The organism is Ruficoccus amylovorans (genome assembly GCF_014230085.1).
Taxonomy (GTDB): Bacteria; Verrucomicrobiota; Verrucomicrobiia; order Opitutales; family Cerasicoccaceae; genus Ruficoccus; species Ruficoccus amylovorans.
Genome location: NZ_JACHVB010000032.1, coordinates 1 through 26,790, shown reverse-complemented (window position 1 = coordinate 26,790; position 26,790 = coordinate 1). Strand labels below are relative to the sequence as shown.

Annotated in this window: 22 protein-coding genes; 12 read left to right on the top strand and 10 right to left on the bottom strand. The window is 61.1% G+C overall.

Annotated features, from left to right (window positions below; translation table 11 throughout):
- Positions 1-5: 5 nt before the first annotated feature.
- The 4 genes from H5P28_RS10420 to H5P28_RS10405 all read left to right on the top strand — a co-directional run bounded on the left by H5P28_RS10420 (position 6) and on the right by H5P28_RS10405 (position 7,377).
- Positions 6-1,397, top strand: coding sequence for a pyruvate dehydrogenase complex dihydrolipoamide acetyltransferase (locus H5P28_RS10420; protein ID WP_185675644.1), 1,392 nt, complete (start codon positions 6-8; stop codon positions 1,395-1,397).
- 181 nt (positions 1,398-1,578) lie between these two features.
- A complete protein-coding gene (locus H5P28_RS10415; protein WP_185675643.1) occupies positions 1,579-3,453 on the top strand; it encodes a sensor histidine kinase in 1,875 nt (624 codons plus the stop codon).
- Positions 3,434-3,886, top strand: a complete 453-nt coding sequence (locus H5P28_RS10410) for a response regulator (RefSeq protein ID WP_185675642.1) — start codon at positions 3,434-3,436, stop codon at positions 3,884-3,886. The genes H5P28_RS10415 and H5P28_RS10410 overlap by 20 nt, the downstream gene beginning before the upstream one ends.
- Positions 3,887-3,918: 32 nt before the next feature.
- Complete coding sequence (locus H5P28_RS10405; protein WP_185675641.1) at positions 3,919-7,377, top strand: PAS domain S-box protein; 3,459 nt, start codon at positions 3,919-3,921, stop codon at positions 7,375-7,377.
- 116 nt (positions 7,378-7,493) lie between these two features.
- Here H5P28_RS10405 and H5P28_RS10400 read toward each other — a convergent pair whose 3' ends face one another.
- Positions 7,494-7,763 carry a hypothetical protein gene (locus tag H5P28_RS10400; RefSeq protein WP_185675640.1) on the bottom strand — a complete coding sequence of 90 codons (270 nt, stop codon included), beginning with the start codon at positions 7,761-7,763 and terminating at the stop codon, positions 7,494-7,496.
- 208 nt (positions 7,764-7,971) lie between these two features.
- Here H5P28_RS10400 and ppnP point away from each other — a divergent pair, with 208 nt between their 5' ends.
- Positions 7,972-8,292 (top strand): pyrimidine/purine nucleoside phosphorylase, encoded by a 321-nt coding sequence (ppnP, locus tag H5P28_RS10395; protein ID WP_185675639.1) that lies wholly within the window; start codon positions 7,972-7,974, stop codon positions 8,290-8,292.
- Positions 8,293-8,450: 158 nt separating this feature from the next.
- On the opposite strand, the gene H5P28_RS10390 is transcribed toward ppnP, so the two are convergent.
- The 4 genes from H5P28_RS10390 to H5P28_RS10375 all read right to left on the bottom strand — a co-directional run bounded on the left by H5P28_RS10390 (position 8,451) and on the right by H5P28_RS10375 (position 13,167).
- Positions 8,451-10,415: a phospho-sugar mutase gene (locus tag H5P28_RS10390; protein ID WP_185675638.1), complete on the bottom strand. Its 1,965-nt coding sequence runs from the start codon at positions 10,413-10,415 to the stop codon at positions 8,451-8,453.
- 153 nt (positions 10,416-10,568) lie between these two features.
- Entirely contained in the window at positions 10,569-11,996 is a 1,428-nt protein-coding gene (locus tag H5P28_RS10385) for a UTP--glucose-1-phosphate uridylyltransferase (protein WP_185675637.1), read from the bottom strand.
- Between the two features lie 325 nt (positions 11,997-12,321).
- Positions 12,322-12,711, bottom strand: a complete 390-nt coding sequence (locus H5P28_RS10380) for a hypothetical protein (protein ID WP_185675636.1) — start codon at positions 12,709-12,711, stop codon at positions 12,322-12,324.
- 156 nt (positions 12,712-12,867) lie between these two features.
- Positions 12,868-13,167, bottom strand: a complete 300-nt coding sequence (locus H5P28_RS10375; RefSeq protein WP_185675635.1) for an FtsB family cell division protein — start codon at positions 13,165-13,167, stop codon at positions 12,868-12,870.
- A 182-nt stretch (positions 13,168-13,349) separates the two neighbouring features.
- Between H5P28_RS10375 and H5P28_RS10370 the strand changes: the two genes are divergently transcribed.
- From H5P28_RS10370 to H5P28_RS10360, 3 genes are read left to right on the top strand one after another with little or no spacing between them, the layout of a single operon-like run.
- Positions 13,350-14,168, top strand: a complete 819-nt coding sequence (locus H5P28_RS10370) for an ExeA family protein (protein ID WP_185675634.1) — start codon at positions 13,350-13,352, stop codon at positions 14,166-14,168.
- Complete coding sequence (locus H5P28_RS10365) at positions 14,165-15,205, top strand: hypothetical protein (protein WP_185675633.1); 1,041 nt, start codon at positions 14,165-14,167, stop codon at positions 15,203-15,205. The genes H5P28_RS10370 and H5P28_RS10365 overlap by 4 nt, the downstream gene beginning before the upstream one ends.
- Positions 15,165-16,307: a hypothetical protein gene (locus H5P28_RS10360; protein ID WP_185675632.1), complete on the top strand. Its 1,143-nt coding sequence runs from the start codon at positions 15,165-15,167 to the stop codon at positions 16,305-16,307. The genes H5P28_RS10365 and H5P28_RS10360 overlap by 41 nt, the downstream gene beginning before the upstream one ends.
- 220 nt (positions 16,308-16,527) lie before the next feature.
- On the opposite strand, the gene H5P28_RS10355 is transcribed toward H5P28_RS10360, so the two are convergent.
- Entirely contained in the window at positions 16,528-18,390 is a 1,863-nt protein-coding gene (locus H5P28_RS10355) for a polysaccharide biosynthesis protein (protein WP_185675631.1), read from the bottom strand.
- A gap of 319 nt (positions 18,391-18,709) precedes the next feature.
- On the opposite strand from H5P28_RS10355, the gene H5P28_RS10350 reads away from it, so the two are divergent.
- Positions 18,710-19,846 (top strand): glycosyltransferase family 4 protein, encoded by a 1,137-nt coding sequence (locus H5P28_RS10350; RefSeq protein WP_185675630.1) that lies wholly within the window; start codon positions 18,710-18,712, stop codon positions 19,844-19,846.
- On the opposite strand, the gene H5P28_RS10345 is transcribed toward H5P28_RS10350, so the two are convergent.
- Positions 19,834-20,967: a DegT/DnrJ/EryC1/StrS family aminotransferase gene (locus tag H5P28_RS10345; protein ID WP_185675629.1), complete on the bottom strand. Its 1,134-nt coding sequence runs from the start codon at positions 20,965-20,967 to the stop codon at positions 19,834-19,836. The genes H5P28_RS10350 and H5P28_RS10345 overlap by 13 nt on opposite strands.
- A gap of 152 nt (positions 20,968-21,119) precedes the next feature.
- Here H5P28_RS10345 and H5P28_RS10340 point away from each other — a divergent pair, with 152 nt between their 5' ends.
- Positions 21,120-21,851 (top strand): exosortase C-terminal domain/associated protein EpsI, encoded by a 732-nt coding sequence (locus H5P28_RS10340; RefSeq protein ID WP_185675628.1) that lies wholly within the window; start codon positions 21,120-21,122, stop codon positions 21,849-21,851.
- A gap of 72 nt (positions 21,852-21,923) precedes the next feature.
- Positions 21,924-23,012, top strand: a complete 1,089-nt coding sequence (locus H5P28_RS10335; RefSeq protein ID WP_185675627.1) for a ligand-gated ion channel — start codon at positions 21,924-21,926, stop codon at positions 23,010-23,012.
- A gap of 150 nt (positions 23,013-23,162) precedes the next feature.
- On the opposite strand, the gene H5P28_RS10330 is transcribed toward H5P28_RS10335, so the two are convergent.
- The gene (locus tag H5P28_RS10330) at positions 23,163-23,732 is read right to left on the bottom strand and encodes a DNA-3-methyladenine glycosylase I (RefSeq protein WP_185675626.1); all 570 of its coding nucleotides are present in this window, start codon (positions 23,730-23,732) and stop codon (positions 23,163-23,165) included.
- 63 nt (positions 23,733-23,795) lie between these two features.
- A complete protein-coding gene (locus H5P28_RS10325) occupies positions 23,796-24,425 on the bottom strand; it encodes a sugar transferase (protein WP_185675625.1) in 630 nt (209 codons plus the stop codon).
- Here H5P28_RS10325 and H5P28_RS10320 point away from each other — a divergent pair.
- Positions 24,424-25,383: a DNRLRE domain-containing protein gene (locus tag H5P28_RS10320; RefSeq protein ID WP_246456042.1), complete on the top strand. Its 960-nt coding sequence runs from the start codon at positions 24,424-24,426 to the stop codon at positions 25,381-25,383. The genes H5P28_RS10325 and H5P28_RS10320 overlap by 2 nt on opposite strands.
- A gap of 324 nt (positions 25,384-25,707) precedes the next feature.
- Here the strand turns inward: H5P28_RS10320 and H5P28_RS10315 are convergent, their stop codons facing one another.
- Entirely contained in the window at positions 25,708-26,490 is a 783-nt protein-coding gene (locus tag H5P28_RS10315) for a DUF932 domain-containing protein (RefSeq protein ID WP_185675623.1), read from the bottom strand.
- Positions 26,491-26,790: the final 300 nt, after the last annotated feature.

Here is a 26,790-nt window from a genome sequence, read left to right as displayed (position 1 = left end):
ACACCATGGCCGAGATTATCGAAATGCCCAAACTGAGCGACACCATGACGGTGGGTACGCTCGTGAACTGGTTGAAGAAGGAGGGCGACGAGGTCGCTTCCGGTGACATGATCTGCGAAGTGGAGACCGACAAGGCCACCATGGAAGTCGAGTGCTTCGTTGACGGCGTCATTCTCAAGCACTACGTCCCCGAGGGCGGCGAAATCCCCGTCGGCGCGCCCATGTGCGCCGTGGGCCAAAAGGGCGAAGAGCCCCCCGCTGTCGATACCGAGGCCATTGCCGACAAGGCCGAAGCGCTGAAAAAGGAAGAGGACGATTCCGGGGAAAAACCGGCCGAAAAGCCCGAGGAGGCCCCGACCGAACCGGCTCCCGCCCAACCTTCCGGCAGCTCGAAGCCCCAGCCCGAGGGCCGCAAGCAGGAGTTCATCCCCGAGGATGAGGAATCCTCCGACGCCCCCGAGCCGACCGAAGGCGGTCGCATCAAGGTCTCTCCCCTCGCCCGCAAGCTGGCCGAGCAGAAGAACATCCCGCTCACGGCCATTTCCGGCACCGGTCCCGGCGGCCGTATCGTGAAAAAGGACGTGCTCAAGGCGATCGAAGAAGGCGTCAAGGCCCCGGCCGCCCAGTCGTCCAAGCCGTCCGCCTCCTCCGCTGCTCCGGCCCAGTACGTGCCCGCGGGCGCTCGCATCGCCGAAGAAGGCCCGATCAAGGTCACCAACATGCGCAAAGCCATTGCCTCGCGCCTAGTCGAGTCCAAGACCACCATCCCGCACTTTTATCTGGAGATCGAGGTGGACGCCGCTCCGCTGCTCCAACTCCGCGCCGAGATTAACCACAGCCTGTCCAACCGCGCACCGGAGGAAGGCGGCCTCAAGCTGACGGTCAACGACTTCATCCTCAAGGCTTCGACCGAGGCCCTGCGTCGCGTGCCGGGCGTCAACGCCTCGTGGATGGGCGACCATATCCAGCAGCACGGGGCCGTCCATATGGCCTTCGGTGTGGCTGTGCCGGACGGGCTCGTCACCCCGGTCATCCGCGACGCTCACGCCAAGACCCTGCGCCAGTACAGCATCGAGACCAAGGAGCTGATCCAGAAGGCCCGTAACAAGAAGCTCACGCCGAACGAAATGAGCGGCTCGACCTTCACCGTGACCAACCTTGGCATGTACGGAATCAACAGCTTCCTGGGCATCATCAACCCGCCCAACGCCGCCATCCTCTCGGTCGGCGCCACCCTGAACAAGCCGGTCGTGGACAAGAGCGGCAACATCACCGCTGGCCAGCGCATGATGATCGGCCTCTCCTGCGACCACCGTGTGATCGACGGGGCCACCGGAGCGGAGTTCCTCCAGGCTCTCCAGGCCGTACTGGAGACCCCGGCCCTGATGCTCGTCTAGCCCGCATAGCGCGGGGGGTGCTCCCCGTTTTCTTTAAAAAAGACCTCTCCGCGAACTGACGGAGAGGTCTTTTTGTTTTCCCCCAAGCGGACGCGCACCCAGTGAGCATTTCCCACGCATTAGAAGATCCCTAATCCTGTCAAAGCGTTTGACTTATGAGGCAAGCAGATGACGGTAGCCTATGCAGCAGACTTCGGACGGAGGCAGCATAGATTCGGAACGTTACCTCGACTCCCGCCGAATTGCCACGGTCATCGTGCTCATGGCGCTGATGGTTTACGGTGTCGCCGGGCTGGCCATCTGGATCATTTACAATGCCCGACTCGAACAGTACCGCGCGAATCTCCTCGCCTCCGCGCAGAACAAGATTTCCTTGCTGGAGCACATTACCCACTCCCACATCTTCGATGACCATAGCCCGGCCTCCCCCCACGCCATCGACGAGGATTTCAACACCGGCCGCGAACCCGACAATCAGGACCCCTCCAAAATCCTCTCCCACCTCGCCAATGCGATCACCCATAGCGGCAGCTTTCGCCAGACCGGAGAGAACGTGCTCGGCTACTACGAAGGGGACGACCTTTATATTTTCAGCAGCCGGGAGCCGGAAGGGGCAGGCCCCTATATCCTGAAGCGGGCCGACCCTCTTCCGGAACCACTTCGGCGCGCCCTCGCTGGCGACAGCGGGACAATCATTGCCAAGGATTACCGTGATAAAAAGGTCATCGCCGCATTGGTCCCGCTGCCGAAACTGGATGCCGCCGTCGTGGTCAAGATGGATATGTCGGAGTTCAGCGCCCCCTACCGGCGCGCAATTATCGTGACCTTGCTCCTTGGCACCGTATGGATCATCATCTATAGCCTGATTTTCTGGCGCGAGGGACGCCGCATTATTTCCAAGCTCGCCTTCACCGAAGACCGCTACCGCACGCTGATGGACAACGTCCCATTATGTGTCTTTCTCAAGGACGGCAATGGCAACTACCTCACCGCCAACCGCTACTTCTACCTGCGTTACGGCGTGAACAAGAAGACCATTCCACGCATGACCGACCAGGCCATCTTTCCCCCCGAAACCGCCAGTCAGCACCTCGCCGATGACCAGCGGGTACTCAACGAGGGCATCACCCTCACCGGCTACGAGACACAGTTCCTCAACGGCGATGAGCGCATCATCCGCTACCTCAAATGTCCGCTGAAAAATAACGATGGCGACACCCTCGGCATCATCGGCATCCACCAGGATGTCACCCAGGACCGCCGCAACTCGGAAGCCCTCCGCAAGCTCAACGCCCAACTCGAATCCCAGGTGCGCCTGCGCACCGCGCAGTACGAAGTGGCCAACCGCGAGCTGGAGAGCTTCGCCTACTCGGTGTCGCATGACCTGCGCGCCCCACTGCGCGCCATGGCCGGCTTCAGCGAGGCGCTCAAGGAGGAGTACGGCGAGAAGTTCGACCAGACGGCGGCTGACTACATCAGCCGTATCCTGCGGGCTACCCATAACATGGCTGAGCTCATTGACAGCCTGTTGAGCCTCTCCCGCTCCACAACGGGCGAGCTGAAAATTGCCCCGCTGGACATTTCCAGCCTCTCCCAGCAGGTCGTTGACGATCTGCGGCAGGCCGATCCCGGCCACTGTCCCGAGGTGGTCATCGCCCCTGACCTGAGCGCGGAGGGGGACAACTGGCTGATTCGCAACGTGCTGGAAAACCTGATCGGCAACGCCTGGAAATACACCTCCAAAACACCCTCAGCCCGTATCGAGATCGGCTCAACACGGGCAACCCCGCCCGGCGAAGGTTCGACCGAGCAGGAGGTTTTCTATGTCCGCGACAATGGGTCGGGCTTTGACATGGCTTACGTTAACAAGCTTTTCCGGCCCTTCCAGCGCATTCATACCCAAAAAGAATACCAGGGCTCAGGAATCGGGCTGGCCACCGTGGAGAGAATCATCCATCGTCACAACGGTCAAATCTGGGCCGACAGCGCTCCGGAACGAGGCGCGACCTTTTTCTTCACTCTGGATCACCTCTCTCATGCCGATCACGAAAGTTAGAAAAATCCTGCTGGTCGAAGATAATCCCGATGACGAGGCCCTGACCTTGCGCGCCCTGAGCAAATGCGGCGTCGCCAACGAGGTCGATGTCGTCCACAATGGCCAGGATGCCGTCAATTACCTGCGGGCGCAGGGGAAGTTCCGTGATCGCGACCCCGACGACCTCCCCCAACTCGTTCTGCTCGACCTCAAGCTCCCCATGCTCGACGGACTTGAAGTGCTTGAAATCATCCGCAGCGACGAGGCGACCCGCACCCTTCCCGTTGTCATTTTCACCTCTTCCAAGGAAAAATCCGATCTGACCAAAGGCTACCAACTTGGGGTTAACAGCTTCGTGTGTAAGCCGATAAATTTTGCAGAGTTCAGCGAATCGATCCGGCAGCTCGGGCTTTACTGGCTGCTGGTCAACGAACCGCCTCCCAAGCTTTCCTGACCCTCCCCTTCAAGGCAACTTGACCCCATCCCATGAGCAAGGCGCTCGACATATTACACATTGAGGACTCCGAGGACGATTTCCTTCTCGTCCGCCGGGCACTGCGCGAGTTGGAGTTCGAGGTGGAAGCCAAACGGGTGGATTCCTTCATCGCGCTCAAGCAGGCGCTAGCCGAGCGGGACTGGGACCTCATCCTGTGCGACCACCACATCCCCGGCCTGCGGATGGAGGACGCCTTCGCCCTGGCCCTCGAAAACAACCCGATGCGCCCCTTCATCCTTGTCACCGGCGCGATCGGAGACGAGGCCACGGCCGACATCATGCGCCTGGGCGTCAACGACATCGTCCTGAAGGAAAACCTCAAGCGCCTCCCCAGCGTCATCCTGCGCAACATGCGCGAAGCAGACATCCGGCAGGAAATCCGCGTCGCCCAGAAATCTTTACGCGAAAGTCAACTGCGCTACCAGACCCTGTGGGAAAATTCGACCACCGGATACATGCTCACCAGCAAGGGCATAATCGTGGACTGCAACCAGACCCTTTGCGACCAATGGGGCTATGCCAAAGAAGAAATTGTCGGGAAAACCCCCGGTGAGTTCTCGCCGTCGCTCCAGCCCAATTCAAAATCTTCCCTTGAGCAGGCCCGACGCCTCTACGACGATGCTGCCGCCGCCAGCCAGCCTACTTTCCGCTGGGTCCACCAGCATCGGGACGGCACCCCCATTCACTACTCGGTCACGCTCAACCGCCTCCGCCTCGGCGAGCGCTGGCTCGTCGTCGGCGGACTGCTCGACATCAGCGAGCAGGTCGCCACGCAAGAGACCCTGGCCCTCCAGGACCGCGCCCTCCAGTGCACCAACAACGGCGTCGTCATCTGCCGCTACGACGGCAAGGCCAACCCCATCACCTGGGCCAATGCGGCCTTTTTGCGCATGTCTGGCTACACGATGGAGGAGATTCTCGGGCAGGACAGCCTCTTTCTCCAGATCGAGGACGCCAGCGAAAAGGATATCCGCGAAATCCACGAGACCATGGCCCGCGGACGCAGCACCACCACCACCCTGAAAAGCCACCGTAAGAGCGGCCATGTCTTCTGGAACGAGCTGAGATTCGACCCGGTTTACAGTGAGAACGGCAACCTCACGCATTACATTGTCATCCAGCGCGACATCACCGAGCAGGTCCAGGCCGAGGAAATGGTCCGGCGTAGCGAGGCCGTCATGCACGCCGCCGGGGAGATCGCCCGCATCGGCGGCTGGGAGATCGACCTGGTCAATAACAAGATATCCTGGACCGACATCACCCGCCAGATCCACGGGGTCGATGAGGATTTCCAACCCACGCTCGAAACGGCGCTTTCGTTCTTTCCTCAGCCCTACCGTTCCCAGGTGGCAAAACATGTCGAGAATGCCGCCAAAAGCGACTCATCCTACGACTTTGAAGCCCCTCTCATCACCGCCCAAGGCACTCTGATCTGGGTCCGCGCCATCGGTAAAAGCATCTTTGAGGAAGGCCGGTGCGTCCGCCTGCAAGGAGCCATTCAGGACATCACCGAACGCAAGGCCATTGAGCATGCGGTTGAGCAAAGCCGCCAGCGGCTGGCCATGGCGATCGAGTTGGGCAACCTCGGCGTCTGGGACTACGACATCAAGGAAAAGCGCCTCATCCTCGAAGATAGTTGGTACAAGCTCTTCGGCTACAGCCGCAACGACCCCTTCGACCAGCTCGACAACATGCTCGACCTCATTCCGGAAGACGAGCGCGGGCACTTGAAGTTCGTTTTCCGCCGCCTGCTCAACGGCCAGGACGAGAACCTGACCGAGGAGTGCTTCATCCGTTGCCAGGACGGCAGCTTCCGGCGCGCGCTGGTGCGCGCACAGGCCCTCCGCGACAACGAGGGCCACCTCTCCCAGATCGTCGGCAACGTCTGGGACATCGATGAACGCTGGCGGGCCGAAGAACGCCTGCGCCTCTTCCAGCGACTCAATAACCAGAGCCCGAGCTGCGTCGTCGTCACCGACCCCAAGGGCAATATCGAATACGTCAACGACACCTTCTGCCGGATTACCGGCTATACGCGTGAAGAAGCCCTCGGCCACAACCCCCGCATCCTCAAGTCCGACCGCATGAGCAAGGACCACTACCGCAAGCTCTGGGACACCATCTCCCACGGCCGCGAGTGGCAGGGCGAATTTCTCAACAAGAAAAAGAACGGCGAATACTACTGGGAGCGCGCCACCATCTTCCCCATCAAGGGGCGCAACGGCACCATCACCCACTTCGCCGCGGCCAAGGAGGACATCACCGAGCTCAAGGAAAACGAGGCCAAGCGCGAGGAGCTTAACAAACAGGTGCTCCAACTCCAGCGCATGGAGACCATCGGTACTCTCGCCGGTGGCATCGCCCACGACTTCAACAACCTGCTGGGCGCGATCCGCGGATGGACCGAGCTGGCCCAGCGCCACGCCAACGGCAACGACGACGCCCTGGAGGACCTCCGACACGTGCTCGTCGCCACCAAGCGCGCCCGCGCGCTGGTCGAGCAGATCCTCACCTTCTCCCGCGAGAGCATCGGCAATATGATCCCGATCGATCCGGCGCTCGTCGCCAACGAGGCGATGAACATGCTCCGCTCCATCATCCCCTCGACCATCATTATCAAGAAGAACATCCCTGAGGGTCTCGGGATGATCAAGGCCGATCCCAGCCAGTTCCATCAGGTCATTTTCAACCTCTGCACCAATGCCGCCCAGGCCATGGGCGACGCCGGCGGCGAGCTTGAAGTGACTCTGAGCAAGTGTATCCTGCCCAAAACTGCCCCTGATGCCCCCACCGGCTTCCCCGGAGGTAATTGTCTCTGCCTCAAGGTCTCGGACACCGGACCCGGCATCCCAAAGGAGCATCTTTCACGTATTTTCGAGCCTTTCTTCACCACCAAACCAGTCGGCGAAGGCACCGGACTGGGGCTGTCCGTCGTGCACGGTATCGTCACTTCCCACAGCGGCCAGGTCACGGTGGAAAGCACCTCCGGCAAGGGAGCCACTTTCCTGCTGAACTTCCCCTGCATCCAGGACAATACCGCCGAGACCGCCGCTCCGGAGGTCGAGGAAAAGCCGCGCAGCGGCTCCGAGCGCATCCTGCTGGTCGATGATGAGAAGGAGATTATCAACGTCATGCAGCGGCACCTGACTTTTCTGGGGTACGACGTCACCATCTTCTCCGACAGTACCGAGGCCGCCGAAGCCGTCATGCGGCAGCCGACCAGCTTCGACATCGTCGTGACCGACCAGGTCATGCCCAACGTCACCGGGCTCGAACTGGTCGAGCGCATTCGCCGCGTAAAAAAGGACATGCCCGCCGTCATTATGACCGGCTTCAGCCGTACCGTCTCCCCCGAACGCATCGAAGCCCTCGGCCGGGCCAGCCTCATCATGAAGCCCTACTCCTTGACCGACCTGACCAAGACCATCCGCGCCCTGCTCGAAAGCTGAGTCCGCCTTTAAACAGCCCGACTAAAGCAGGAGCTTTAACAGGAAGCCCGGGAAGGACGCAAAGGAAGGCCAAAGGCGTACGCCTCCGACCCCTCCCCAAAAAAGGAAAACGCGACCTACTGGTAACGCTGCGAAGGATCGTAGGTGGGGGCACTGAAGTTCGAGCCCGAGGAGTGCCCTTCTTTCAGCATCGGGTTTTCCGCCGCTTCGGAGGTGCGCTTTTCATTGGCCGCCTTGACGCGATCGGCGTAGGTCGAGGCGTCATCGGGGTGTCCCGTGATCGTCGAGCGGATCGGGTCCATGCCGACATCGTCCTGATAGGACTCGCAACCGGCCGTTCCGAGCAGGCAGGCCGCCAATAAGCTGAGGAGAATAACCGGTTTCATTACGGGCAAGTAAGCCGGGGCTTTCCCCCAAAGTCAAGCAGGTGAATAACTAAGCTCCTTTTTAGTCTACGCACGAACGCGTACGCCAATGTGCGCCTGCGGCATGACCAAGCAGGTGTTTCGACCACTCCAGGCGGAGACCGTCGGCGCATTTTCTTCCGTCGGCGCACTTGACCCGCTGCGGCGAAAGCGTCATATCGACGGGCTTATGTCCGAATTCTCAAACGTCACCCTCGTCCGCGAGGCCAATGTCTATTTCGACGGCAAGGTCGTCAGCCGCACCGTGCACTTCGCCGACGGCACCCGCAAGACGCTCGGCTACATGCAGGCCGGGGAATACACCTTTGACACCGGCGTGGCCGAAATCATGGAAGTGATCGGCGGCGAGATGACCGTCCTCCTCCCCGGTCAGTCCGAGTGGCAGACCTTCACCGTGGGCCAGTCCTACGATGTCCCCGCCAACTCCAGCTTCTCCCTGAAAATCGCCGCCCCCGGCGCCGATTACTGCTGCTCCTACGCGCAGGCGTAACGGTTTTCCGCTCCCTCATACGGGTGGAGTGGAAGATGAACCCCAGCAAGCACAAAGGAACGAAGTTCCGTCTCAAAAGTTTTTTGGGGAAAGCGCGAGAGGGTGTTTTTTTCAAAAAACACCCTCTCGCATAACCCTAAAGCGATTCTGAACCGCTACTACTCCCCGGCGCGGGCGCGGGCGTCGGCTTCGAGGGCCGCTTTCATGGCCTCGACCTTTTCCATCGTGGCGGCCTTGACCGCTTCCAGCGATTCGTCCGAGTCCACGTCTTCGCGGGCGAAGCAGTAGAACTTGATCTTCGGCTCGGTGCCGGAGCCGCGCACGGCGTAGCGGTAGCCGTTGTCCAGCTCGACGAAGTAGAAGTCTTCCTTCGGGATGGGCTTGGCGTCGGCGTCCTCGATGTCGTCGCGGCCGAAGTCGATCAGCTTGACCACCTTGGCCCCGGCGATTTCCTTGGGCGGGTTGGTGCGGTAGCTGTCGATGATGTTGCGGATCTTCTGCGAACCGGCCGCGCCCTCAAAGTAGAGGTTGAGCAGGGTCTCGGCGTAGTAGCCGTACTTGAGGTAAAGCCCGTCGAGGTACTCGGCCAGGGTCAGCCCCTGCCCCTTGAGGTAGGCCATCAGCTCGCTGAACATGAGGATCGCGCCGGTGGCGTCCTTGTCGCGCACGCGGTCCGAGGCCAGGTAGCCGTAGCTCTCCTCGCCTCCAAAGATATAGTACGTGCTGTAGTCCAGCAGCAGGCTGACGCGGGTCGAGAGGTCGGTCTCGTCGTAGTCGAGGGCCAGGCCCTCTTCTTCAAAGAGCCGGTCCTGGAGGTCTTCCTCGTAGTGCTTGAGCTTTTCGCCGATCCACTTGAAGCCGGTCAGGGTGTCAATGCACTTGACCCCGTGCGCCTGCGCGATGGCTTCCTGCATCGGCGTGGTGACAAAGGTCTTGATCAGGGCGGCGTTTTCGCTGCCCTCCAGCGGGATGATGCCCATTTCCTTGAGCTTGGCCACGCGGTACTCGGCCAGGCAGGAACCGAGCTGGTTGCCGGTGTAAAGGATCATTTCGCCCGCCGGGTTGCGCGCGCCCACGCCGAGACGGTCGGCGTCGGGATCGGTCGCGATAACGGCATCGGCCTGCACCTCTTCAGCCAGTTTGAGGGCGTGATCGAAGGCCGTTTTGATTTCGGGGTTGGGCGATTTGACGGTCGGAAAACGCCCGTCCTGCACCATCTGCTCCTCGACCGGATGCACTTCCACGCCAAAAACTTCCATCATCGGCATGGCACTGATCGCCCCGGTCCCGTGGTTGGGCGTGAAAACGAACTTCGGCGTGGCCGTCTCGAACACTTCCGGGTCGAGCACATTGTCCTCCAGCGCCTCGTAGTAAGCCTCGTCCACCGAAACCGGCAGGGTGACGACCTTGCCCAAATCAACATCAAGGAAGGCGGGCAGTTCGCCCAGTTCGACCGCCTTGAACTGCTCGATGATGGCCTCGGCATGCGGGCTGACGACCTGTGCCCCGTCGCAGAAGTAGGCCTTAAAGCCGTTGTCGTGCGGGGGGTTGTGGCTGGCGGTAATGACGACCCCGGCGGTGGCCTTGAGATGGCGCACGGCAAAGCTCAGGTGCGGAGTAGCCCGAGGACCCTCGAAGATCATGGCCAGGCCGCCGAGCTTGGTCCAGGTCGAGGCGGCCAGCTCGCAGAAGTGCCGCGAGTAGTGGCGCACGTCGTGGCCGATGACCAGCTTCGGGGTCTCGAACTGCTCCACCTCCTGCAGGTACTCCTGGCAGTGCCGGAACAGACCGATGGTGGCGCGGATGAGGTTAAAGTCGTTGAGCATGTTCGTGCCCACGGCAGGGTGTTCGGGCGCGCCCAGCGGGCTGGGCGTGCCGACTTCGCTCGGGGCGGTGATCTCGCCGATGGTGCGCGTGCGCATGCCACCGGTGCCGAACTTGATCAACTGGTAAAACCGGTTGTTAAGCTCGTCCCAGGCTTCCTGGGCGACCAACTCGTCGATGGCCGCAACGGCCCATTGCGGCAGAAAACCGGCTTCGAGCCAGGCGGTGATGTTTTCGACGCTCGAAGGCAGCAGCTTACCCGCTGCTCCGGCCTGTTTGACGGTGTCCAATGTGCTCATGAGTGGTGGAAATAGTTAAATGGTTAAAATGGCTGAATGGTTGATTGTTAAATGGCTGGAAGCTGGATGGCTAACGGGACGTGGCCGGAGGAATCAGTCCGATCGGGAGCCTGTCCCAATAACCATTTAACCCTTCAGCCGTTTAGCTCTTTCTTACTCAATCACAAGGCCCTCGACGATGGCGGGCGGATTTTCCAGCTTTTTCCAAGCCTCGACAAAGGCGTCCTGGCTGTCGGCAAAAAGCGGGCTGATCTCGAAACTGATCGCAGGCAGACCTCTGCCGTCCTGCTCGACCTTGACTCCGGCGGCGGCAAGCCAGCGGGCGTATTCGCGGAGTTGGTCCTCACGGCTGGTCTTGGGGGAGTCGTCGCCTTCGGCGTTCTTGACCGGGCTGAAGTCGTCGGCTCGCGACGTCTCGATGATGACCGGGTTCTGCGCGAAAGGCAGCGCGTCGAAGACAAACATCTCGAACTTCACGCCGTTGGGCGCGTCGGGCTTCATCTGATGCCCCTCGGCGGTCACGACGGCGATCTTCTTGTCCGCCCGATGGAAGGGCAGGCTGGCGTCGGGGTTGTTCCCGCCCATGCGCCCGATGAACTCGCGGCTGAGGATGTGGATGGCGATGCTGCCCCCGAGGAAGCGCAGTTGGCCCTTGTCGTCGCGGGCCTCGGCCAGCTCGTCGGGCATGTCGCTGTACTCGACCACCACGGTCTTGCCACGCTGGACGCAGAAGTGCCCGACCTTTTCCCTGGCGTGGGCCTTGGGGAGCATTTTCGAGGACATCTCCGACTGCCCCTTGAGGTGGAAGCCGATGAAGGCCGGGTCGATGATCTTGATCAGCGGGTTATCCACCTGGAAGTAGCTGACGATGTCGATGCCCAGTTTTTCCATCGTGGCAACCGCGCCGCTGCGCACCAGCGCGCGCAGGGAGCCGCCATGCCCGTCCGGGCTCATGGCGATCTTGCCGGGCTCTTCGAGCAGCACCTTGCCGTCGTAGTCAACGGCAGGCATCAGCCCCTGCTGGAAAAAGTGCACATGCTCCTCGTCGAGGCCGAAATAGGCGTGCTGCTCGAAGAACTTCACCGTGGCGGCGTGGTTGATGTGGCTCGTCATGATGAACCACGGGACCGGCTTGCCGTAGCGGCGGCTGGCGGCGAGGATTTTCTCGGCGAAAACCTGGAAGAGCGAGTGCTTGCGCACCGGTGTCACCGGGTAGGTGCCCTTGGGGCCGTCGAAGCCCAGGCGCGTGCCCTGCCCGCCGGCCACCACAAAGGCGGCCACGCGCCCGGCTTTGAGCGCCTTTTCGCCCAAAGCCTTGGCCTCGGCCCACTCGGCGGCGTCTCCGCCCTGGGACGGAAGCGGCGTGTAAGGGGCCGGTTCGAGGTCGCTCAGGTCAATGCCCTGTGCCCCCTGGCCAAAGACAAGATCCTCGACCAGACGGTCGATCTCCTTCAAATCAATCTGCCCGGCCTGAGCGCAAAGACTTTCGCGCTCCTCCCCCGAGAGCTGGTCCCAAAAACGGAACACCTGCTCCTGCCCGGCAGCTTTAAACTTTTCCCGTAACGCAGCATGATCAGACATGCCGCCGTGTGTAAGGCCACCCCGCCCGCAGGGCAACGAAAAAGCAGGACAGAGTCCTGCAGCGGTGATGGACGCCGACTCAAACGAACTTCGCCAAGCACCACCGGCGTGAGGCGCGAGACCTGTAGGCCGCCAGACCTGATTGCTGGTCCAGCCGGACCCTGCACTTTCGATACTGGCTCATCGCGTCCAGTATCCGACTGGTTTGCACCCCAAAGACTTACATTAAGGATTTAACTACCGGTACCCTTGATCGTGCCTTTAAAATCACGAAGCGGCGCAGAGTCGTATTAGGGCCGTTATTCGGCCTTCCCTCCGCTTCGTTCTACGGCTGGCGGTTCGCGCTGGTCGCGCGTTCGAGGACCGACTCCACCCAGTTGAGCGCGGCGGTCAGGTCGAAGAAAAAGCCAATCGGCATCTGCGGCATGAAGCCGCGCTCCACCTGCAGGGCCTGCCAGGTCGCCGTGCGGTAGGTGACCACGGCAAAGGCGCTCAGGAGCGGCACCTGGTCGAGTTTTTTATAAATGCGCGGGTCGATGGAGTAGCTGTGGACGCGGTTGGCGACGTAGCCGAAGGGTTTGGTAAAGTGCTCCTGGGCCAGCGAGGTAAGCGTGTCCAGCATCGGCAACTCGAAGTTCACCCCCTCCGCGAACTCGCCTACCATGTAGTTCTCGTGGAAAGTGAAATTGCCGAACACTAGCTTGTGGGTAATCATGGCAAGGGTCGGGTTACGGGCCCGGCAAGGCTCAACGGCTCGCAGGCTGGGGTAAACCTACACACAGAATCGCCTTTTTTCAAGCGGTGGTCTTTACCTGTGCCCATTCCTCCGGGCCGCGCCGGCAGCGCGGAATCTAAAAAAGTAGTTTGCGGTTTATTCGTCCTCGAAACGGATAATAATCTCGTTTTCACGCGAATAGCCCAGCCGTTCGCGGGCCACACGCTCAAAAAAAGTGGAATCGGTCAACAGCTTGTTGAGATAGGCTTTTTTGTAGGCGCTCTCCGCCTGTGCCCGTTCGAGACTCTGCTGCAAGGCGGTCTCGCGGGTCTGGTGCACCGAATACTCCCGCCAGGTCCTCAACAGCAGCAGCGAAAACACGGCCACCACCGCCACCAGGCCAACGGCCAGGAAGCCAGTCAAAAACTGGTGCATGAACTTGGGAGAAAGTCGCATTCCTTAAACAGTCAATAAGTAACACACTTATCGGGTCCGGTAAAGAGCAAACCTTAGCGCCGGGACTTTTACAAGTCCCTTACTGCCCATAATGGCGAAAATACTGGCCAAATCCGGGTCTGGCACCTAATTTCGGGGCTCAAAATCGCTTCATCACCAGCCCGAGCGGCACCCTCTGATTCATGTACCAGCACTTCTATGGTTTTCAGGCGATGCCTTTCAATGTGACGCCGGACCCGAAGTTTCTTTTCCTCAGTCCCACGCACCAGGAGGCACTTTCCCATCTGCGCTACGGCATCTCGGAGCGGAAAGGCTTTATCGTGCTCACGGGCGAGGTCGGCTGTGGTAAGTCCACCCTCTGCCGGACCCTGCTCAACGAGCTGGACAGCGAGCGCTACGAGTCGGTGCTCATTCTCAACCCCCGGGTGGACGAGGAACAGCTCGTGCTCGCCATCCTGCGCGAACTGGGCGAGCCGGTGGACGAGCACACCCACGCCGACCGCACCGGGCGGCTGAACGAAGCCCTCCTGCGCCGCATCCACGCGGGCAAGGAGATCGTCATGATTATCGACGAGGCGCAAAACCTGTCCTTCGAGGTGATGGAGCAGGTCCGGCTGCTGTCCAACCTAGAAACCGACGAGCAGAAGCTCCTCCAGATCATCCTCATGGGCCAGCCCGAGCTGAAACAGAAACTGCGCGAAAAGCGCCTGCGCCAGCTCCGCCAGCGCGTCCTGGTTTACTACGACCTGCACCCGCTGGACCGCCCCCAGACCGAGGCCTACATCCAGCACCGTCTTTCCCTGGCCGGAGCCAACGGACGCCCGCGCTTCACCCCGCGCGCCCTGCGTAAAATCTACCGTGCCAGCCGCGGCACGCCCCGCCTGATCAACAACCTCTGCGACAAGGCCCTGCTCTCGGCCTACGTCCGCAGCGCCGACGACGTCAACTGGTGGGACGTACGCCGCGCCGTCAAGGAAATCAAACGCCTCGAACACGCATGAGCCTCATCAACGACGCCCTGAAAAAGGCCCAACGCGACCGCGAAAGCCCGGCCCGGCCCGACAACGACGGACCGGCCCCCGTGTTTCACGCCGGGCCGCGACCGGGCAATCCCGCCGCCAGCCGCTCGTTCCGGTGGACGCGCTGGATCGTCGCCGGGACGCTCGTCACCGCCGGAACCACTGCAGCCGTGCTCTTTTTGCTCGTGCTCATCCGGCCCGACCCGGCCCCGGAGTTCCAGCCCCCGCGCGAAGTCGCCGTCCACATCAAGCTCCCCCGCCCTGCCGGGGAGGCCACCCCCACAGAGGCGGGAAGCTCCACCGTTGCCAGCCCCGCCTCAACCACCGGAGAAAACACCCCGGCAGCCCCCGAAACGCCTGCCTCACCCGGCAGCACCCCTGGCACCTCACCAGCGCCTTCTAACACCGCCTCTGTCCCCTCGGCCACGCCCCAGACTCCGGCCGCCGACCCCTCCACAAATCCGGCCATCGCTTTCAACCTTACCTCCGGCGACGCAACTGACGCTGGCTCCGCTCCGGACACCTCAACGCCCACAGCCTCCCCTGCTCCGGCGGATGCGTCCACCGCCAACCCGGTCTCCGGCGCACAAGCAGACACCGCCGCAACCACCGCCGACGCAGCCAGCCCGGCCCCGGTTGGAGCAACTGGCTCGGCCGTTTCCCCGGCTCCGTCTGCTTCCTCGACCCCAACCGCCGAAGGCCCCGCGCCCATTAAATTCGCGATGCCGGCACAGCCGGTCACGGTGGCCGTTGCTGCGCCCAACGCAACGGCTGACGATCCCGAGGCCGTGACTTCCTCCGGGGGCGACCCGGCGGCACTGGCTTTTCTCAAGTCTTCCCACATCGCGGGGGTAAAGATCGCGGGCAAGCAGAGCCGCGTACTCATGAACAACCAGGTCTTTTTTGTCGGTTCGGTCGTTGACCCCGTCACCCAACTGCGCATCAAGGCCATAACCAACAGCGAAATCGAATTTGTCGATGAGTCAGGACTCGAATACAGAAAACGGTTCCAACGCTAAGCGGAAGCTCACCCTCAAGCGTGGCAAAACCGCCGCCCCCGATAGCACCCCGCCGCACCCCGCCGCCGACGGAAGCGGCCCGGCGGCGCTCCCCCGGATGAAATTCAGTCCGAAGAACACCGGGGACAAGTCATCATCTGCAACGCCAGTACCGCCCGTGGAGCCGCTGGTTCCGTCCACGCCCCTGGCCAAGCCTTCTGCGGAAACATCAGCTGCCCCCAAACCGAAGTTGCGCACGACACCGGCCAACTTCACCCCACCGCCCGCCGATGATTCCGAGGCTCCGGCAGAGCCGTCTTCCCCCGAAGCGACAAACAATACCGCCCCGGCAAGCGTTCCACTCAGCTTCTCCCAAACTTCGCCCGGCGCCCGGCAACCCCCTCCGCCCTCGTCACCGGGAGCCCCGAAAATCCCGCCCGGCGTGAAGATCGTCCGGGATGAGCCCGCCCCGGCCTCCGGTAAAAGCGAGGCCCCCGCTTCCGATTTACCGCCCGTACTGGGACCGCCGCCGCCGATCGCGGATGAGCCCATGCGACCCGTTTCCGTCCCGGTCACGCTGATGGACAGCGATCTGGATGTCCAACCGGTCAGACACCGAACCGGCCGGAACGTCCTCACCGTGCTGCTCATATTTATCCTCATCCTCGGCGCGCTGGGCGGGATCGCCTATGGCATCCTGTCCCTGATCGGCGACAAGGACGACACATGGGAGGAATGGAGCACCAAGCCCACCCAGTCTTCGGGTGATGACTCTTCCGCCTCCCCCATTGAGGATGAAAGTGCCGCCGCCCTTGCGCCCCCCGAGCCGGAGCCGGTCGCGATCGAGATCCAACCGGACCTACCCGAGGCTGTTCCCGCGACGCCGACCCTGGCGTTGACCGATGCCTCTCCCGGCCAGCCCAGCCCGAGCGTCACCGCCTGGGTCGAGGAACTACGCCCCAACGCCCTGATGGGCACCCGCATGAGTATCAACGGGACCACTTACCGCCTCGGCGACCAGGTCAACTCCGACCCAGTCATCATCTGGACCGGCCACGACCCCGACCTCAACGTGCTCACCTTCCGCGACGCCAACGGCACCATTTACGAAAAAGACTACTGACCTGCGTCAAGTTCCCGCCCGTAATGGCGCTCGAAAAAGCGAATTTAACCACAGAGGACACAGAGAGCACAGAGGATTTTTCTCAAGGGATGAGCTTTGAGCCATTTCCGTGATTCATTGGCTCTTTTGTAGCTATAAAATTTCTTAACCCGCTCGACTCCCCCTCTGTGCTCTCTGTGTCCTCTGTGGTTAAATCCATCTTCAGGCACAGCCCCCAACATCAGTCCAGGTACGGGGAATATTCAGGGACGAGCCGCTGAAGCATCTGCTTGATCTGGTTGCGGTCGTAGTGCTCCACCTTACCTTCCAGTTCGGCCAGCTTGGCGTCGAGGTCGGCCAGATCGCCGGGTTTGGAGATGTAGCGTTGCACGCGCGGGTGCTCGGTCGGCATGTATTCCTCGCCCTTGTGCTTGAGCTCCTCGAAGAGCTTTTCACCGGGGCGCAGCCCGACAAAGCGGATTTCGATGTCCACCTCGGGTTCGAAGCCGCTCAATTCGATCATCTGACGGGCCACATCGACCACCTTGATCGGCAGCCCCATGTCCAGCACAAAGATGTCGCCGCCGACCCCGAGGATGGCGGTTTGCAGGACCAAACCCACCGCCTCGGGGATGGACATGAAGTAACGGGTCACGTCCGGGTGCGTCACCGTGACCGGCCCACCCTCGCGGATCTGTTTCTTGAAGATCGGGACCACGCTGCCGGAGGAGCCGAGCACATTGCCGAAGCGTACGGCCAGGAATACCGTCTCGTTGGCCGGGTCGGTCTGGAAGGCCTGCAAATACAGTTCGGCCAGGCGCTTGGAAGCGCCCATCGCGCTGGTCGGGTTGATCGCCTTGTCCGAGGAGATGAAGACGAAGCGCTTGCAGCGGTACTTGCTGGCCAGCCGGGCGAACTGCGCCGTGGCCAACGTGTTGTTCTTGATCGCCTCACCGGGCTGAAGCTCGATCATCGGCACATGCTTGTGCGCGGCGGAGTGGAAAATAATCGTCGGGCGGTAGCGGTCCAGCAGAAACTCCATCCGCTTGTGATCGCTGATATCCGCCAGCAACGGCAACAAGATAGCCCCGAAGCCCTCCGAACGCAGTTCCTGTTCGATGACAAAGAGCGCCGCCTCCGATTGCTCGACCAGCAGGATACGGGACGGGTTTTTCGCCGCGATCTGACGGCAAAGCTCGCCCCCGATGCTGCCCCCGGCCCCGGTCACCATGACCACGTTCTGGCTGACTAACTGATGAATCTCGATGGCGTTGGTATCGAGGCTGATACGGCCCAGAAAATCCTCCAGCTCGACCGGGCGTAGTTGCTCGGCCCGTACCTGGCCGTAGAGCAGCTCCTGCGGAGAGGGCACAATCAGCGTGTCCAGACGCTCCCGGCGCGTGCGCAGGAGCACCTCGCGGATGGCCGAAGGGGAAATATCCGGTCGGGCAATGATTAACCGGTCGAGGTCATAACGGGCCACCGCCCGGCTGAGGGTCTCGATGCCGCCAAACACACGCAGCCCCTGGTATTTGTGTCCGATCACGGCGGGATTATCGTCGAGGATCGTGACCGGCTGCATCCCGAAACCGCGCTTGGACTGAAGCTCCTGAATAAGCGAATCGCAGACAAAACCGGCCCCGTAGATGGCGACGCGGTTATTGCGGAAACCCGAACGCTCGTCGATGCCCAGGGCGTCTCCGCGCACGTATTGCAGCACGCCCCGGAAAAGCGTCAACGCCAACAGCGTGGTCATGAAATTAATCATAATCACTCCGCGCGAGGGGCAGTCTTTGCCCCCAAAGACATACCACAGATAGAGCAGGAACAACGTGGTCACGCCCAAGGCCATGGCCAACTGAAAGAAATCGTAACTGCGGAAACGCGCTGCCGCCACCTCGAACTGGCCAAAGGCGTAGAGGACGACGACTTCGAGCGGGATCAGCCAGAGCATGATCTCAACGCGCAGGCGCTGGTGGTTGGTCGGTTCGCTCGGAACCTGGAATTCCCAGCGGATCTCGTAGGCGAAGTAAAAGCCCGCAACGCACAGGAACGCGATCAAGGCGGCGTAAACGAGACCTTCCCGGTTGATTTTCTTAGCCATGAGAGTGAGAGCGCTTTAGTCGAGAGTTACAGGCGTTGGCCATGTCCAAAAATCATTCCAGATTCTCTCGCGGGGCTGGGTTTGGGGTCGTTTTTGATTTCGCCGGCCGAGGCACTGCTCGCCTTGAAAAACGGAAAACGTTCTCAAAATCAGCTTTTACTGGCTGGTTTCATGATTTGAAGACATGCCTCAAAGGGCGGGATATCTAGTTTATCTACCCCGCCGAAACAAGCCCAAAGGCATCTATCCGTTCTCGCGCATCCAGCTTGACCGGTTCGGACAGGCCCGGTAGTGTCTGCTCCCTCTCTTTCTACTCACCATGTTCAGCGAACAATTCGGAATACTGCTGCTTCTGGGTGGCTTGGCCACGGCCTTTGTCGTAACCATCGCCACCACACTCGTCCTCAGCAAGTACGCCGAGCGGCTCGGGCTGATCGACAAACCCGACCACCGGAAAATTCACAGCACGCCCATCCCGCGAATCGGCGGATTGGGCATTTTTGCCGGGTTGATGGTCAGCCTGCTGTATTTCTCGTTTATCCGCCAAGCCTGGCCGTTGGAGGTCGGAGCGCTGGCCATGCCCAATATTTACTTCATGACGGGGGGCATCGTCATTGCCGTCACCGGCCTGGTGGACGACTTCAAGGGCATCACTTTCCGGCAAAAGCTCGTCGCCCAGTGCCTGATCGCGGTTTACATCATCCTGGCCGGTTACCGGCTGGAGCTGGATTTCGGCATTTTCCCCGGCTATGCGCACATGGTCTCGATTCCGGTGACATTCCTGTGGATCATCGGAGTCATCAACGCCGTTAACCTCATCGACGGGATGGACGGTTTGGCCGGGGGGACGTTCATGATTTCACTGCTCACGCTCACCATCTGTTACTGGCTGATGGGCAGCACACTGGACCTGGTTTTCATCTTTGCCGTGAGCGGAGCCGTCCTGGGCTTCCTCACCCTAAACACCCACCCGGCCAAGGTCTTCATGGGCGACACCGGAAGTCTGTTCCTGGGCTACGTGATCGCCTGCTACTCGCTCAAGACCAGCACGCTCGGGGACAATTACTTCATGTTCATGGTGCCGATCCTGGCCGTGGGCCTGCCCGTCTTCGACACCCTGCTGTCGATGAGCCGCCGCGCCCTGAGGGGCCGTCCGGTCTTCTACCCGGACAAGGACCATATCCACCACCGCGTGCGCAAGGTCTTCGGCGGCACGCAACGCATTGCCGTCGCCCGCCTGTACTACATCAATCTCGTACTGGGCGCCTTGGCGATCCTGCTGTGCCTGGCCAACGACTGGATGGCCCTGCTGATCCTCTTCCTGGCGGCCCTCTACATCGTCGCGGTCGTCTGGCGACTGGGGTATCTAAACATTCGCGAGATGCTCAAAAAGCGCCGCAAGCCCAAGCATCGCGGCCTGCTCTCGACCGGCGGAGCCTTCCCCTACCGTTTCTGAGCGAAGGCCCGCTCCACGCAGCGACAAACCCGCTCCTGCTGCTCATCGGTCAACTGGCTGGGCAGGCTGAGACCGCGTGAGGCCAATTCCTCGGCCACTTCGCCACCATAGCTACGGCAATGGGCGAAACACGGCTGCGTGTGCAGCGGACGCCAGAGCGGACGGGCCTCGATATTTTCAGCCTCCAGAGCGTCCATCAGTTCGTGACTCGTCAACCCGGCCTCCTGCGGGTCGATCAGCAGGGAGCTGAGCCAGCGCGTGCAGGTGCCCCCCTCGGCCTCCGGCATAAATGTCACCCCCGGCAGTGCGCCCAGGCGCTTCACATAGTGGTTAAAAACCTCCCGCCGCCGGGCCACCCGCTGCGGCAGACCGTTGAGCTGCGACAAGCCCAACGCGGCCAGCAGGTTGCTGAGCCGGTAGTTGTAGCCGACCTCGCGGTGGATATACTCCCGCCCCGGCTCCCGTGCCTGCGTCGAAAGGTAGCGCACGCGCGCGGCCAGCGCGGCGTCGTCCGTGACCAGCATCCCCCCGCCCGAGCAGGTGATGATCTTGTTCCCGTTAAAAGACAAAACACCCGCCCGTCCAAAACTCCCGGCGGCGCGTCCCCGGTAACTCGCGCCGAGGGCCTCGGCGGCATCCTCGATCAGCGGGACTTCGTAGCGGTCGCACAGGGCGCAGATGGCATCCATGTCCGCGCATTGCCCGTAGGCTTGTACCACCTCGACGGCGGCGGGTAGCTGCCCGGACGCGGCGGCTTCGCGCAGGGCTTTTTCCAGCAAAGCCGGGTCCATGTTCCAGCCCGCCCGCTCCGAGTCGATAAAAACCGGCTCAGCCCCGCAGTAAACCACGGCATTGGCCGAGGCGGCGAAGCTCATGGTCGAGCAGAAAACCCGGTCGCCGGGCTTGACTCCGGTTTCTTTGAGGGCGAGGTGGAGGGCGGCGGTGCCGGAAGCCAGCGCCACCGCGTGGGCCACCCCCAGTTGGCGGCACATCTCCGCCTCGAACGCCGCCAGCGCCGGCCCCACCGGGGCGATCCAGTTGCTGCGAAAGGCATCGGTCAGGGCCGCAAGATCGGCCTCGGACATATCCGGCGGAGAAAGATAGATACGCTCGGCGCTCATAGGGCTGAAAAGTCTCCCGCTCAGCCGTCCCTCAGGGAGTTTTTGATCCGCATAGGCCAGCCGGGGACGGAAAGGGGGTTACGCTTGCAAAATTGACGATGAACTTTACCGTATTTTACCGGTCCCCCAACACAAACCCTTTCTGTCTCCGCATGAAAAAGATCCTGCTCGGCCTTGGAGCCGTCATCGCCGTAGCCCTGATTGGCGTCATCATCCGCCAGGAGTACTTCTATCATCCGGTAAGCACGCTCCAGGGGGAACTGGCCGAAATCATCTCGCCCGACCTGCCCGGCTGGACCAGCGAAGACCTCCCGCTGGCCGATTCGCCCGAGATGCAGGAGCGCACCGAACAGATCCTCAACTTCGAGCAGGCCGTGTACCGCGTTTACAAACAGGGCGACCGTGAAATAGGCGTCTATGTCGCCTACTGGAAGCCCAAACAAATGCCCGTGCGGCAGGTGGAGGCCCACACCCCCGACATCTGCTGGGTCCGCAACGGCTGGCACCAGCGCGAGGCCGAGGAAGGCGTCTCCCTCAGCGCCGACGGCACCCCCCTGCACCCCGCCGAGTACCGCGCCTACAACCGCCAGGAGGGCGGCAACCTGACCTACGTTTACTACTGGCACACGGTGGGCGACACCATTTACGTCAACCGCACCGTCGGCGAATGGGACCGGCTCGACCCGATCAAGACCGTCTTCAGGTATGGACTGGACCAGATGCAGGAGCAGTATTTCGTCCGCATCTCCAGTAACAAGCCCTTCGGTGAAATCTTCCAGACCGACCCCGGCATGCGCGAGTTGATGAAGGAACTGGCCGACATCACTCTGGCCGCGCCCCCGCCTCCTCCCAGCGACCAGGCCGCCCCAGTGGGCGCATCCTGAGCAGGTAAAGATTCCGCCGATTTTGCGGGAAATCGCTGGACAGCGACGGCCCTGAACCTACCGTCCTCTCCTATGATGAGGACTATCCGGACACGTCTCAAGCTGGCCTGTCTCGCGTGCGCGGTATTCACCCTGGTCGGGCTCTCAAGCGCGCAAGCCCAACGTGAGGTGGAACCCGGTATGCCCAACCCGCCCAACAGCCCCACAGAGGTGAAGGTAGGCATCTTTTTGGCCGACATCATCAATCTGGACGAGTTGAACGAGACCTTCGAGGCCGAGCTGATCCTCACCGCCGAGTGGAACGACCCCCGCCTCGCCTTCGACCCGGCAGAGGCAGGCGTCCCGGTGAAACTTTTCCAGGGCACGTTCCAGTTTAACGAAATCTACTCGGCCTGGTGGCCGCAACTGCTCTTCGTCAACCAGATCGGCAGCGGCGAGTACAACGCCATCAAGATCAGCATTTACCCCGACGGGCGGGTGCGCTACCTGGACCAGCGCAGCGTCTTGCTGGAAACGCCGATGGACCTGCAAGCCTTTCCCTTCGATGTGCAGAAGCTGGAAGCCAGTATCGTGTCGTTCGGCGACTACAGCGACGAGGTCAAGCTCGTGGTGGACGAGCGGGTACTCGGAGCCAGCGAGGAGTACGCCGAGGTCCAGCAAAAGGTCAACATCGCCCAGTGGAAGCTGCGCCACCTCGACCTCAAGGCGGGCGAAGCCGACTTCAGCTACTACGGGAGCAAGAAGGCCTTCTCCGAGCTGACGCTGGTAATCACAATGGAGCGCAAGTCCGCCAACATGATCTGGAAGGTGATTCTCCCGCTCATCATCCTCGTGCTGCTGATGTGGGCGGTCTTCTGGCTGGAGGCCGACAACCTCTCCGACCGGCTCAATGTCGCCTTCATCGGCATCCTCACCATCGTGGCCTACCAGTTCCTGATCGACGGCTCCATGCCGCGGATCGACTACTTCACCTTCACTGATGCGGTCCTGCTGTACTCGTTCGTCGTGATGTGCCTGGCCATCTTCGAGAGCCTGCTGCTGTACTCGCTGTGCAAAAACGGGCACCGCCCGCTGGCCGACAAGCTCGACCACGTGTTCCGCTGGTTCTTCCCCATCGTGTACTTTATCGGGCTGATCGTCAGCTACTTCGTTTACAATTAGAGCCCTCTTAAATAAAGTCGTAGCCGTCTGCTAAAAATCGAATGGCTAAATGATTAAATGGCTAATTGTTGTTTACTACGTTCAGCATCCAACAATCAACCATTGGTCATTTACGGCCTGTTCAGATAAACATCCCAGTCGACCCTTCGATCAGCCACGCCGGTAGCAGAAGCACGAGGTCAGGTGGTCGTTGACCATCCCCACCGCCTGCATGAAGGCGTACATAATGGTCGGCCCCACGTACTTGAAGCCGAGCTTCTTCAGGTCACGGCTGATCTGCTCCGACAGTGGCGTGCTGGCCGGTATCTGCTCCAGCCGCTCCCAGCCGTTGACGATGGGCTGGTGATCGACGTAGCGCCACAGAAAGGCGTCCAGCGAGCCGTATTCGCGCACGATCTCAAAGTAAACGCCCGCATTATGAATGGCGGCGTTAATCTTCTGGCGGCTCTTGATGATGCCGTCGTTTTTCAACAGCTCCTCGATCTTGCGCTCGTCGTAGCGGATGAGCGCGTGCGGGTCGAAGTTATCAAAAGCGGCGCACATCGTCTCGCGTTTGGCGAGGATGGTGGACCAGCTCAAGCCCGCCTGCTTGCCCTCCAGGATCAGCATCTTGAACAGGTACAGGTCGTCGTGGACAGGTATTCCCCACTCCTCGTCGTGGTAGGCGATTTCAAGTTCGCTGTGGTTGGCCCACCCGCACCGGCTGATCTGTGTTGGCATGGCTGCGAAGATGCACGCCCCCGCCACCGGAAGCAATCCACCGGATACGAATCAGCGGGATTATTACTCGCCCTTCTGTCCCCGGTCCTGTTCGCCCGTCGCGGGCTCGCCCATGAACTCGCCCATCGTGGCCTCGCCCTGAGCGGAAATCCCCTCCCGCAGCAGGACGGCCCGCACAGTCAGCAGGATGATCTTCAGGTCGAGCCAGAAGCTGCGGTTGTCCACGTACCACACATCCAGCGCCAGACGCTCGGGCCAGGAGAGCGCGTTGCGGCCCTTGACCTGCGCCCAGCCGGTCAGGCCGGGGCGGACCTCGTGCCGCCGCGCCTGCTCGGGCGAGTAACGCTCCAGATACCGCACCAACAGCGGGCGAGGGCCGACCACGCTCATGTCGCCGCGCAGGATGTTAATTAACTCCGGCAACTCGTCCAGGCTGGTCGAACGCAGGAATCGCCCATAGCTGTCCAGCCGCTGCGCATCGGGCAAGAGCTGGCCGTCCGGGCCACGCGCATCGCTCATCGTCCGCAGCTTAATGAGGTTAAAGACCTTCCCGTGCAGGCCGGGCCGCCTCTGGCGGAAAAAGACCGGACGCCCCAGCATACGCCACGAAACCAGATACAACACCGCCAGCAGTGGCCAGAGCACGAGCAGCGCACAGGCGGAGGCTACGAGGTCGAAGATACGCTTGGCCATGAGAAAGGAAATTCGCGGTCAGGCCCGACTCTTTCAGGATTTCCCCGCCTCAACAAGCAGAAGTATCGCCCGGCCCTGGCTTTGCCAATGCCATCTCCGCCCCACCACCTGTCAGCCAGACTCAAAGCAAATTCACGTTATTGACACGGATACACGCGGACCTAGCCTGAGGTTGGAATTAGTTCTCTTCACTCTTCATTACAACACCTATGCGACTTTCCAAAGCAATTTTGACAACAGGCATTGTATACTTGTTCCTGTCCTCACTGGGGGCGGTTACGGTCGAAATCCCTGTCCTAAAAGACACCGGACTGCTCAGCGGCGGAAGCGCCGACGTGCCCTGAATGGAAACGACTCGCTGACAGTTGGAACTTTAAACGAGTACCGCAAGTACCGGTCGATTCTTTCCATCGACTTGGGTTTCTTACCCAGCAATATCACGATCACCTCAGTTCAACTCAGCCTAACGTCCGTCGCAAGGGCCTCGGGCGGACCTCTGACCATCAACCTGTTTGAGCTCGCCCAGGACTTCGACATAGATACGGCAACCTGGAACAGCTCCAGTGTCATCGACGGAGTTAAAAATGAATGGGATACAGCAGGAGGTTCTTACACACCCACGATTTTGGCTTCCCAAGACGTCACTATGGGCAACGACGCCCAGGAATATTTCTGGAGTTCCGTCGCGTTGACCGCCCTGACAGCATCCGCCTATGACTCGGATTCCCCGTTGCTGCTTTTGCTGAGGGCTACAGACGCAGTGGAAGCCCAGAGCACCCGCCAACTGGCCTGGTTTTATTCCTCCGAAAACGGAAGCATGGCGCCGAAACTACAGATTGAGTATAGCGTCAACATCCCGGAAGCCTCAACCTACGTGCTGACGCTTGGAGTGCTCGGACTTGCCGCCAGCGTGACCACGCTTCATTACCGCCGTAAAACTGTCGCTGCGAACGGATGAATTGAGCGCCTACCACTGCATCATTCCCATACGATGGCAGCAATTCGCGTCTAAGCATGAGCATGCCTGCTCTGAGGCTAAAACCACCATGCTCTACTTACAGCAGTCAAACCTAATTTGCCCTCCATTACATCACTCACAATAAATAGCAAAAATAACTTAATTTTCAGGAGTAATACTTATCCTACAGTTTCTTACGCAATGAGCTAACCTTGCTTCGAGCTAAAAAGAAGCCGCACCCCAAGCGGCTTCTTTTATTGTTCGCCTCCGGCCTGCTCGGGGACAGCGGAGGCAGCCCTTAGGCTGCTTCCGCCGTTCGCTCGTTCAGTTGATCCCGGCGTGATGATCGAGAAGGTAGTGTAGCTTCTCGGTTCTGGTGGGCAGGAGGTTGAGGTTTCCCTTGAGGGCTTCGGTGAATGCGTTCTGGAGGGACCACAGGGTGCGCTCGCGGAAGCAGGGGTGCTCGGGGTTTCTCCAGTGGTCGAGGACCTTGGGGATGTGTTGGTTGGAGCAGACCCCTGCATCGACGGCCCGGATAATGAGGTCGTGGGCGCGGGTGTCGCGGAGGCGGGCCTGCTTGTAGGCTTCGATGCGGCGGGCCTGTTCGCCGAAGCGCCCGACGAGGCGTTGGACGGCGTTGTCGGCCAACTCGTCGAGGTCGCGCAGGATGAAGCGGGTGTGCTTGCGGGCAAGCTTGATCTCGCCCGAGAAGGCCAGATTGCTGCACACCAGCACCTGTGTCCCGGCGACGATGCCGGCGGGGAAGCTCTTGTCATGGGAGTTTCTGACGCCGACGATCCAACTGTAGTCCCCGGCGTCGCGGGCGGTGCGGATCTCCAGCAGGGCGAAGAAGCGGTTGGCCTCCTTGTCCAGGGCGTAGGCGCTGTTGACGATGGCCAGGCCGCGTCCGAGCAGAGCCCGCTCGACCGTGTTGAGGACGGTGAGGTGGGCAACGGGTTGCCAGGTGCGGGTGGACGGCGGCGTGGGGACCTCCGCGATCCGGCTGCGGTTGACGGCCTGGGAGCCGCAGTGCAGCAGGAGGTTGCAGCGGGGTTGGGGATGGACGGTGGCCGCCGCTGCGGGCGGTTCCAGTAATGTATGGATCATGAGTCGGGTTTCCTTTCGGTTGGTGGTTATTTGTTGGGTTCGGGTTGTGGGTTTTGTGTGGTTGGTTTCGGGAAAGCAAAAAGCCCCGCCCCGGAGGGACCGGGACGGGGCTGTATTGGGTTTTGGGTACACGTATCCCTGACCGCCTCAGCGGTAGGGGTGCTCGCGCTCGGGGTACTCGGGGACGAAGGGGGAGCGCCTGACGGCCCCCACGGCGTAGCCGATGGATCCGATGAGGATGGCCACGGAGACGACGAGGAAGGGGCTGAGGACCTCCCTGGCCTCATCGACGGCCCCGAC

Bases quoted from the DNA above. Each gene is read 5' to 3' on its own strand.
- H5P28_RS10420 (WP_185675644.1), top strand. From the start codon at position 6: ATGGCCGAGATTATCGAAATGCCCAAACTGAGCGACACCATGACGGTG.
- H5P28_RS10415 (WP_185675643.1), top strand. From the start codon at position 1,579: ATGCAGCAGACTTCGGACGGAGGCAGCATAGATTCGGAACGTTACCTC.
- H5P28_RS10410 (WP_185675642.1), top strand. From the start codon at position 3,434: ATGCCGATCACGAAAGTTAGAAAAATCCTGCTGGTCGAAGATAATCCC.
- H5P28_RS10405 (WP_185675641.1), top strand. From the start codon at position 3,919: ATGAGCAAGGCGCTCGACATATTACACATTGAGGACTCCGAGGACGAT.
- H5P28_RS10400 (WP_185675640.1), bottom strand. From the start codon at position 7,763: ATGAAACCGGTTATTCTCCTCAGCTTATTGGCGGCCTGCCTGCTCGGA.
- ppnP (WP_185675639.1), top strand. From the start codon at position 7,972: ATGTCCGAATTCTCAAACGTCACCCTCGTCCGCGAGGCCAATGTCTAT.
- H5P28_RS10390 (WP_185675638.1), bottom strand. From the start codon at position 10,415: ATGAGCACATTGGACACCGTCAAACAGGCCGGAGCAGCGGGTAAGCTG.
- H5P28_RS10385 (WP_185675637.1), bottom strand. From the start codon at position 11,996: ATGTCTGATCATGCTGCGTTACGGGAAAAGTTTAAAGCTGCCGGGCAG.
- H5P28_RS10380 (WP_185675636.1), bottom strand. From the start codon at position 12,711: ATGATTACCCACAAGCTAGTGTTCGGCAATTTCACTTTCCACGAGAAC.
- H5P28_RS10375 (WP_185675635.1), bottom strand. From the start codon at position 13,167: ATGCGACTTTCTCCCAAGTTCATGCACCAGTTTTTGACTGGCTTCCTG.
- H5P28_RS10370 (WP_185675634.1), top strand. From the start codon at position 13,350: ATGTACCAGCACTTCTATGGTTTTCAGGCGATGCCTTTCAATGTGACG.
- H5P28_RS10365 (WP_185675633.1), top strand. From the start codon at position 14,165: ATGAGCCTCATCAACGACGCCCTGAAAAAGGCCCAACGCGACCGCGAA.
- H5P28_RS10360 (WP_185675632.1), top strand. From the start codon at position 15,165: ATGAGTCAGGACTCGAATACAGAAAACGGTTCCAACGCTAAGCGGAAG.
- H5P28_RS10355 (WP_185675631.1), bottom strand. From the start codon at position 18,390: ATGGCTAAGAAAATCAACCGGGAAGGTCTCGTTTACGCCGCCTTGATC.
- H5P28_RS10350 (WP_185675630.1), top strand. From the start codon at position 18,710: ATGTTCAGCGAACAATTCGGAATACTGCTGCTTCTGGGTGGCTTGGCC.
- H5P28_RS10345 (WP_185675629.1), bottom strand. From the start codon at position 20,967: ATGAGCGCCGAGCGTATCTATCTTTCTCCGCCGGATATGTCCGAGGCC.
- H5P28_RS10340 (WP_185675628.1), top strand. From the start codon at position 21,120: ATGAAAAAGATCCTGCTCGGCCTTGGAGCCGTCATCGCCGTAGCCCTG.
- H5P28_RS10335 (WP_185675627.1), top strand. From the start codon at position 21,924: ATGATGAGGACTATCCGGACACGTCTCAAGCTGGCCTGTCTCGCGTGC.
- H5P28_RS10330 (WP_185675626.1), bottom strand. From the start codon at position 23,732: ATGCCAACACAGATCAGCCGGTGCGGGTGGGCCAACCACAGCGAACTT.
- H5P28_RS10320 (WP_246456042.1), top strand. From the start codon at position 24,424: ATGAGAAAGGAAATTCGCGGTCAGGCCCGACTCTTTCAGGATTTCCCC.
- H5P28_RS10325 (WP_185675625.1), bottom strand. From the start codon at position 24,425: ATGGCCAAGCGTATCTTCGACCTCGTAGCCTCCGCCTGTGCGCTGCTC.
- H5P28_RS10315 (WP_185675623.1), bottom strand. From the start codon at position 26,490: ATGATCCATACATTACTGGAACCGCCCGCAGCGGCGGCCACCGTCCAT.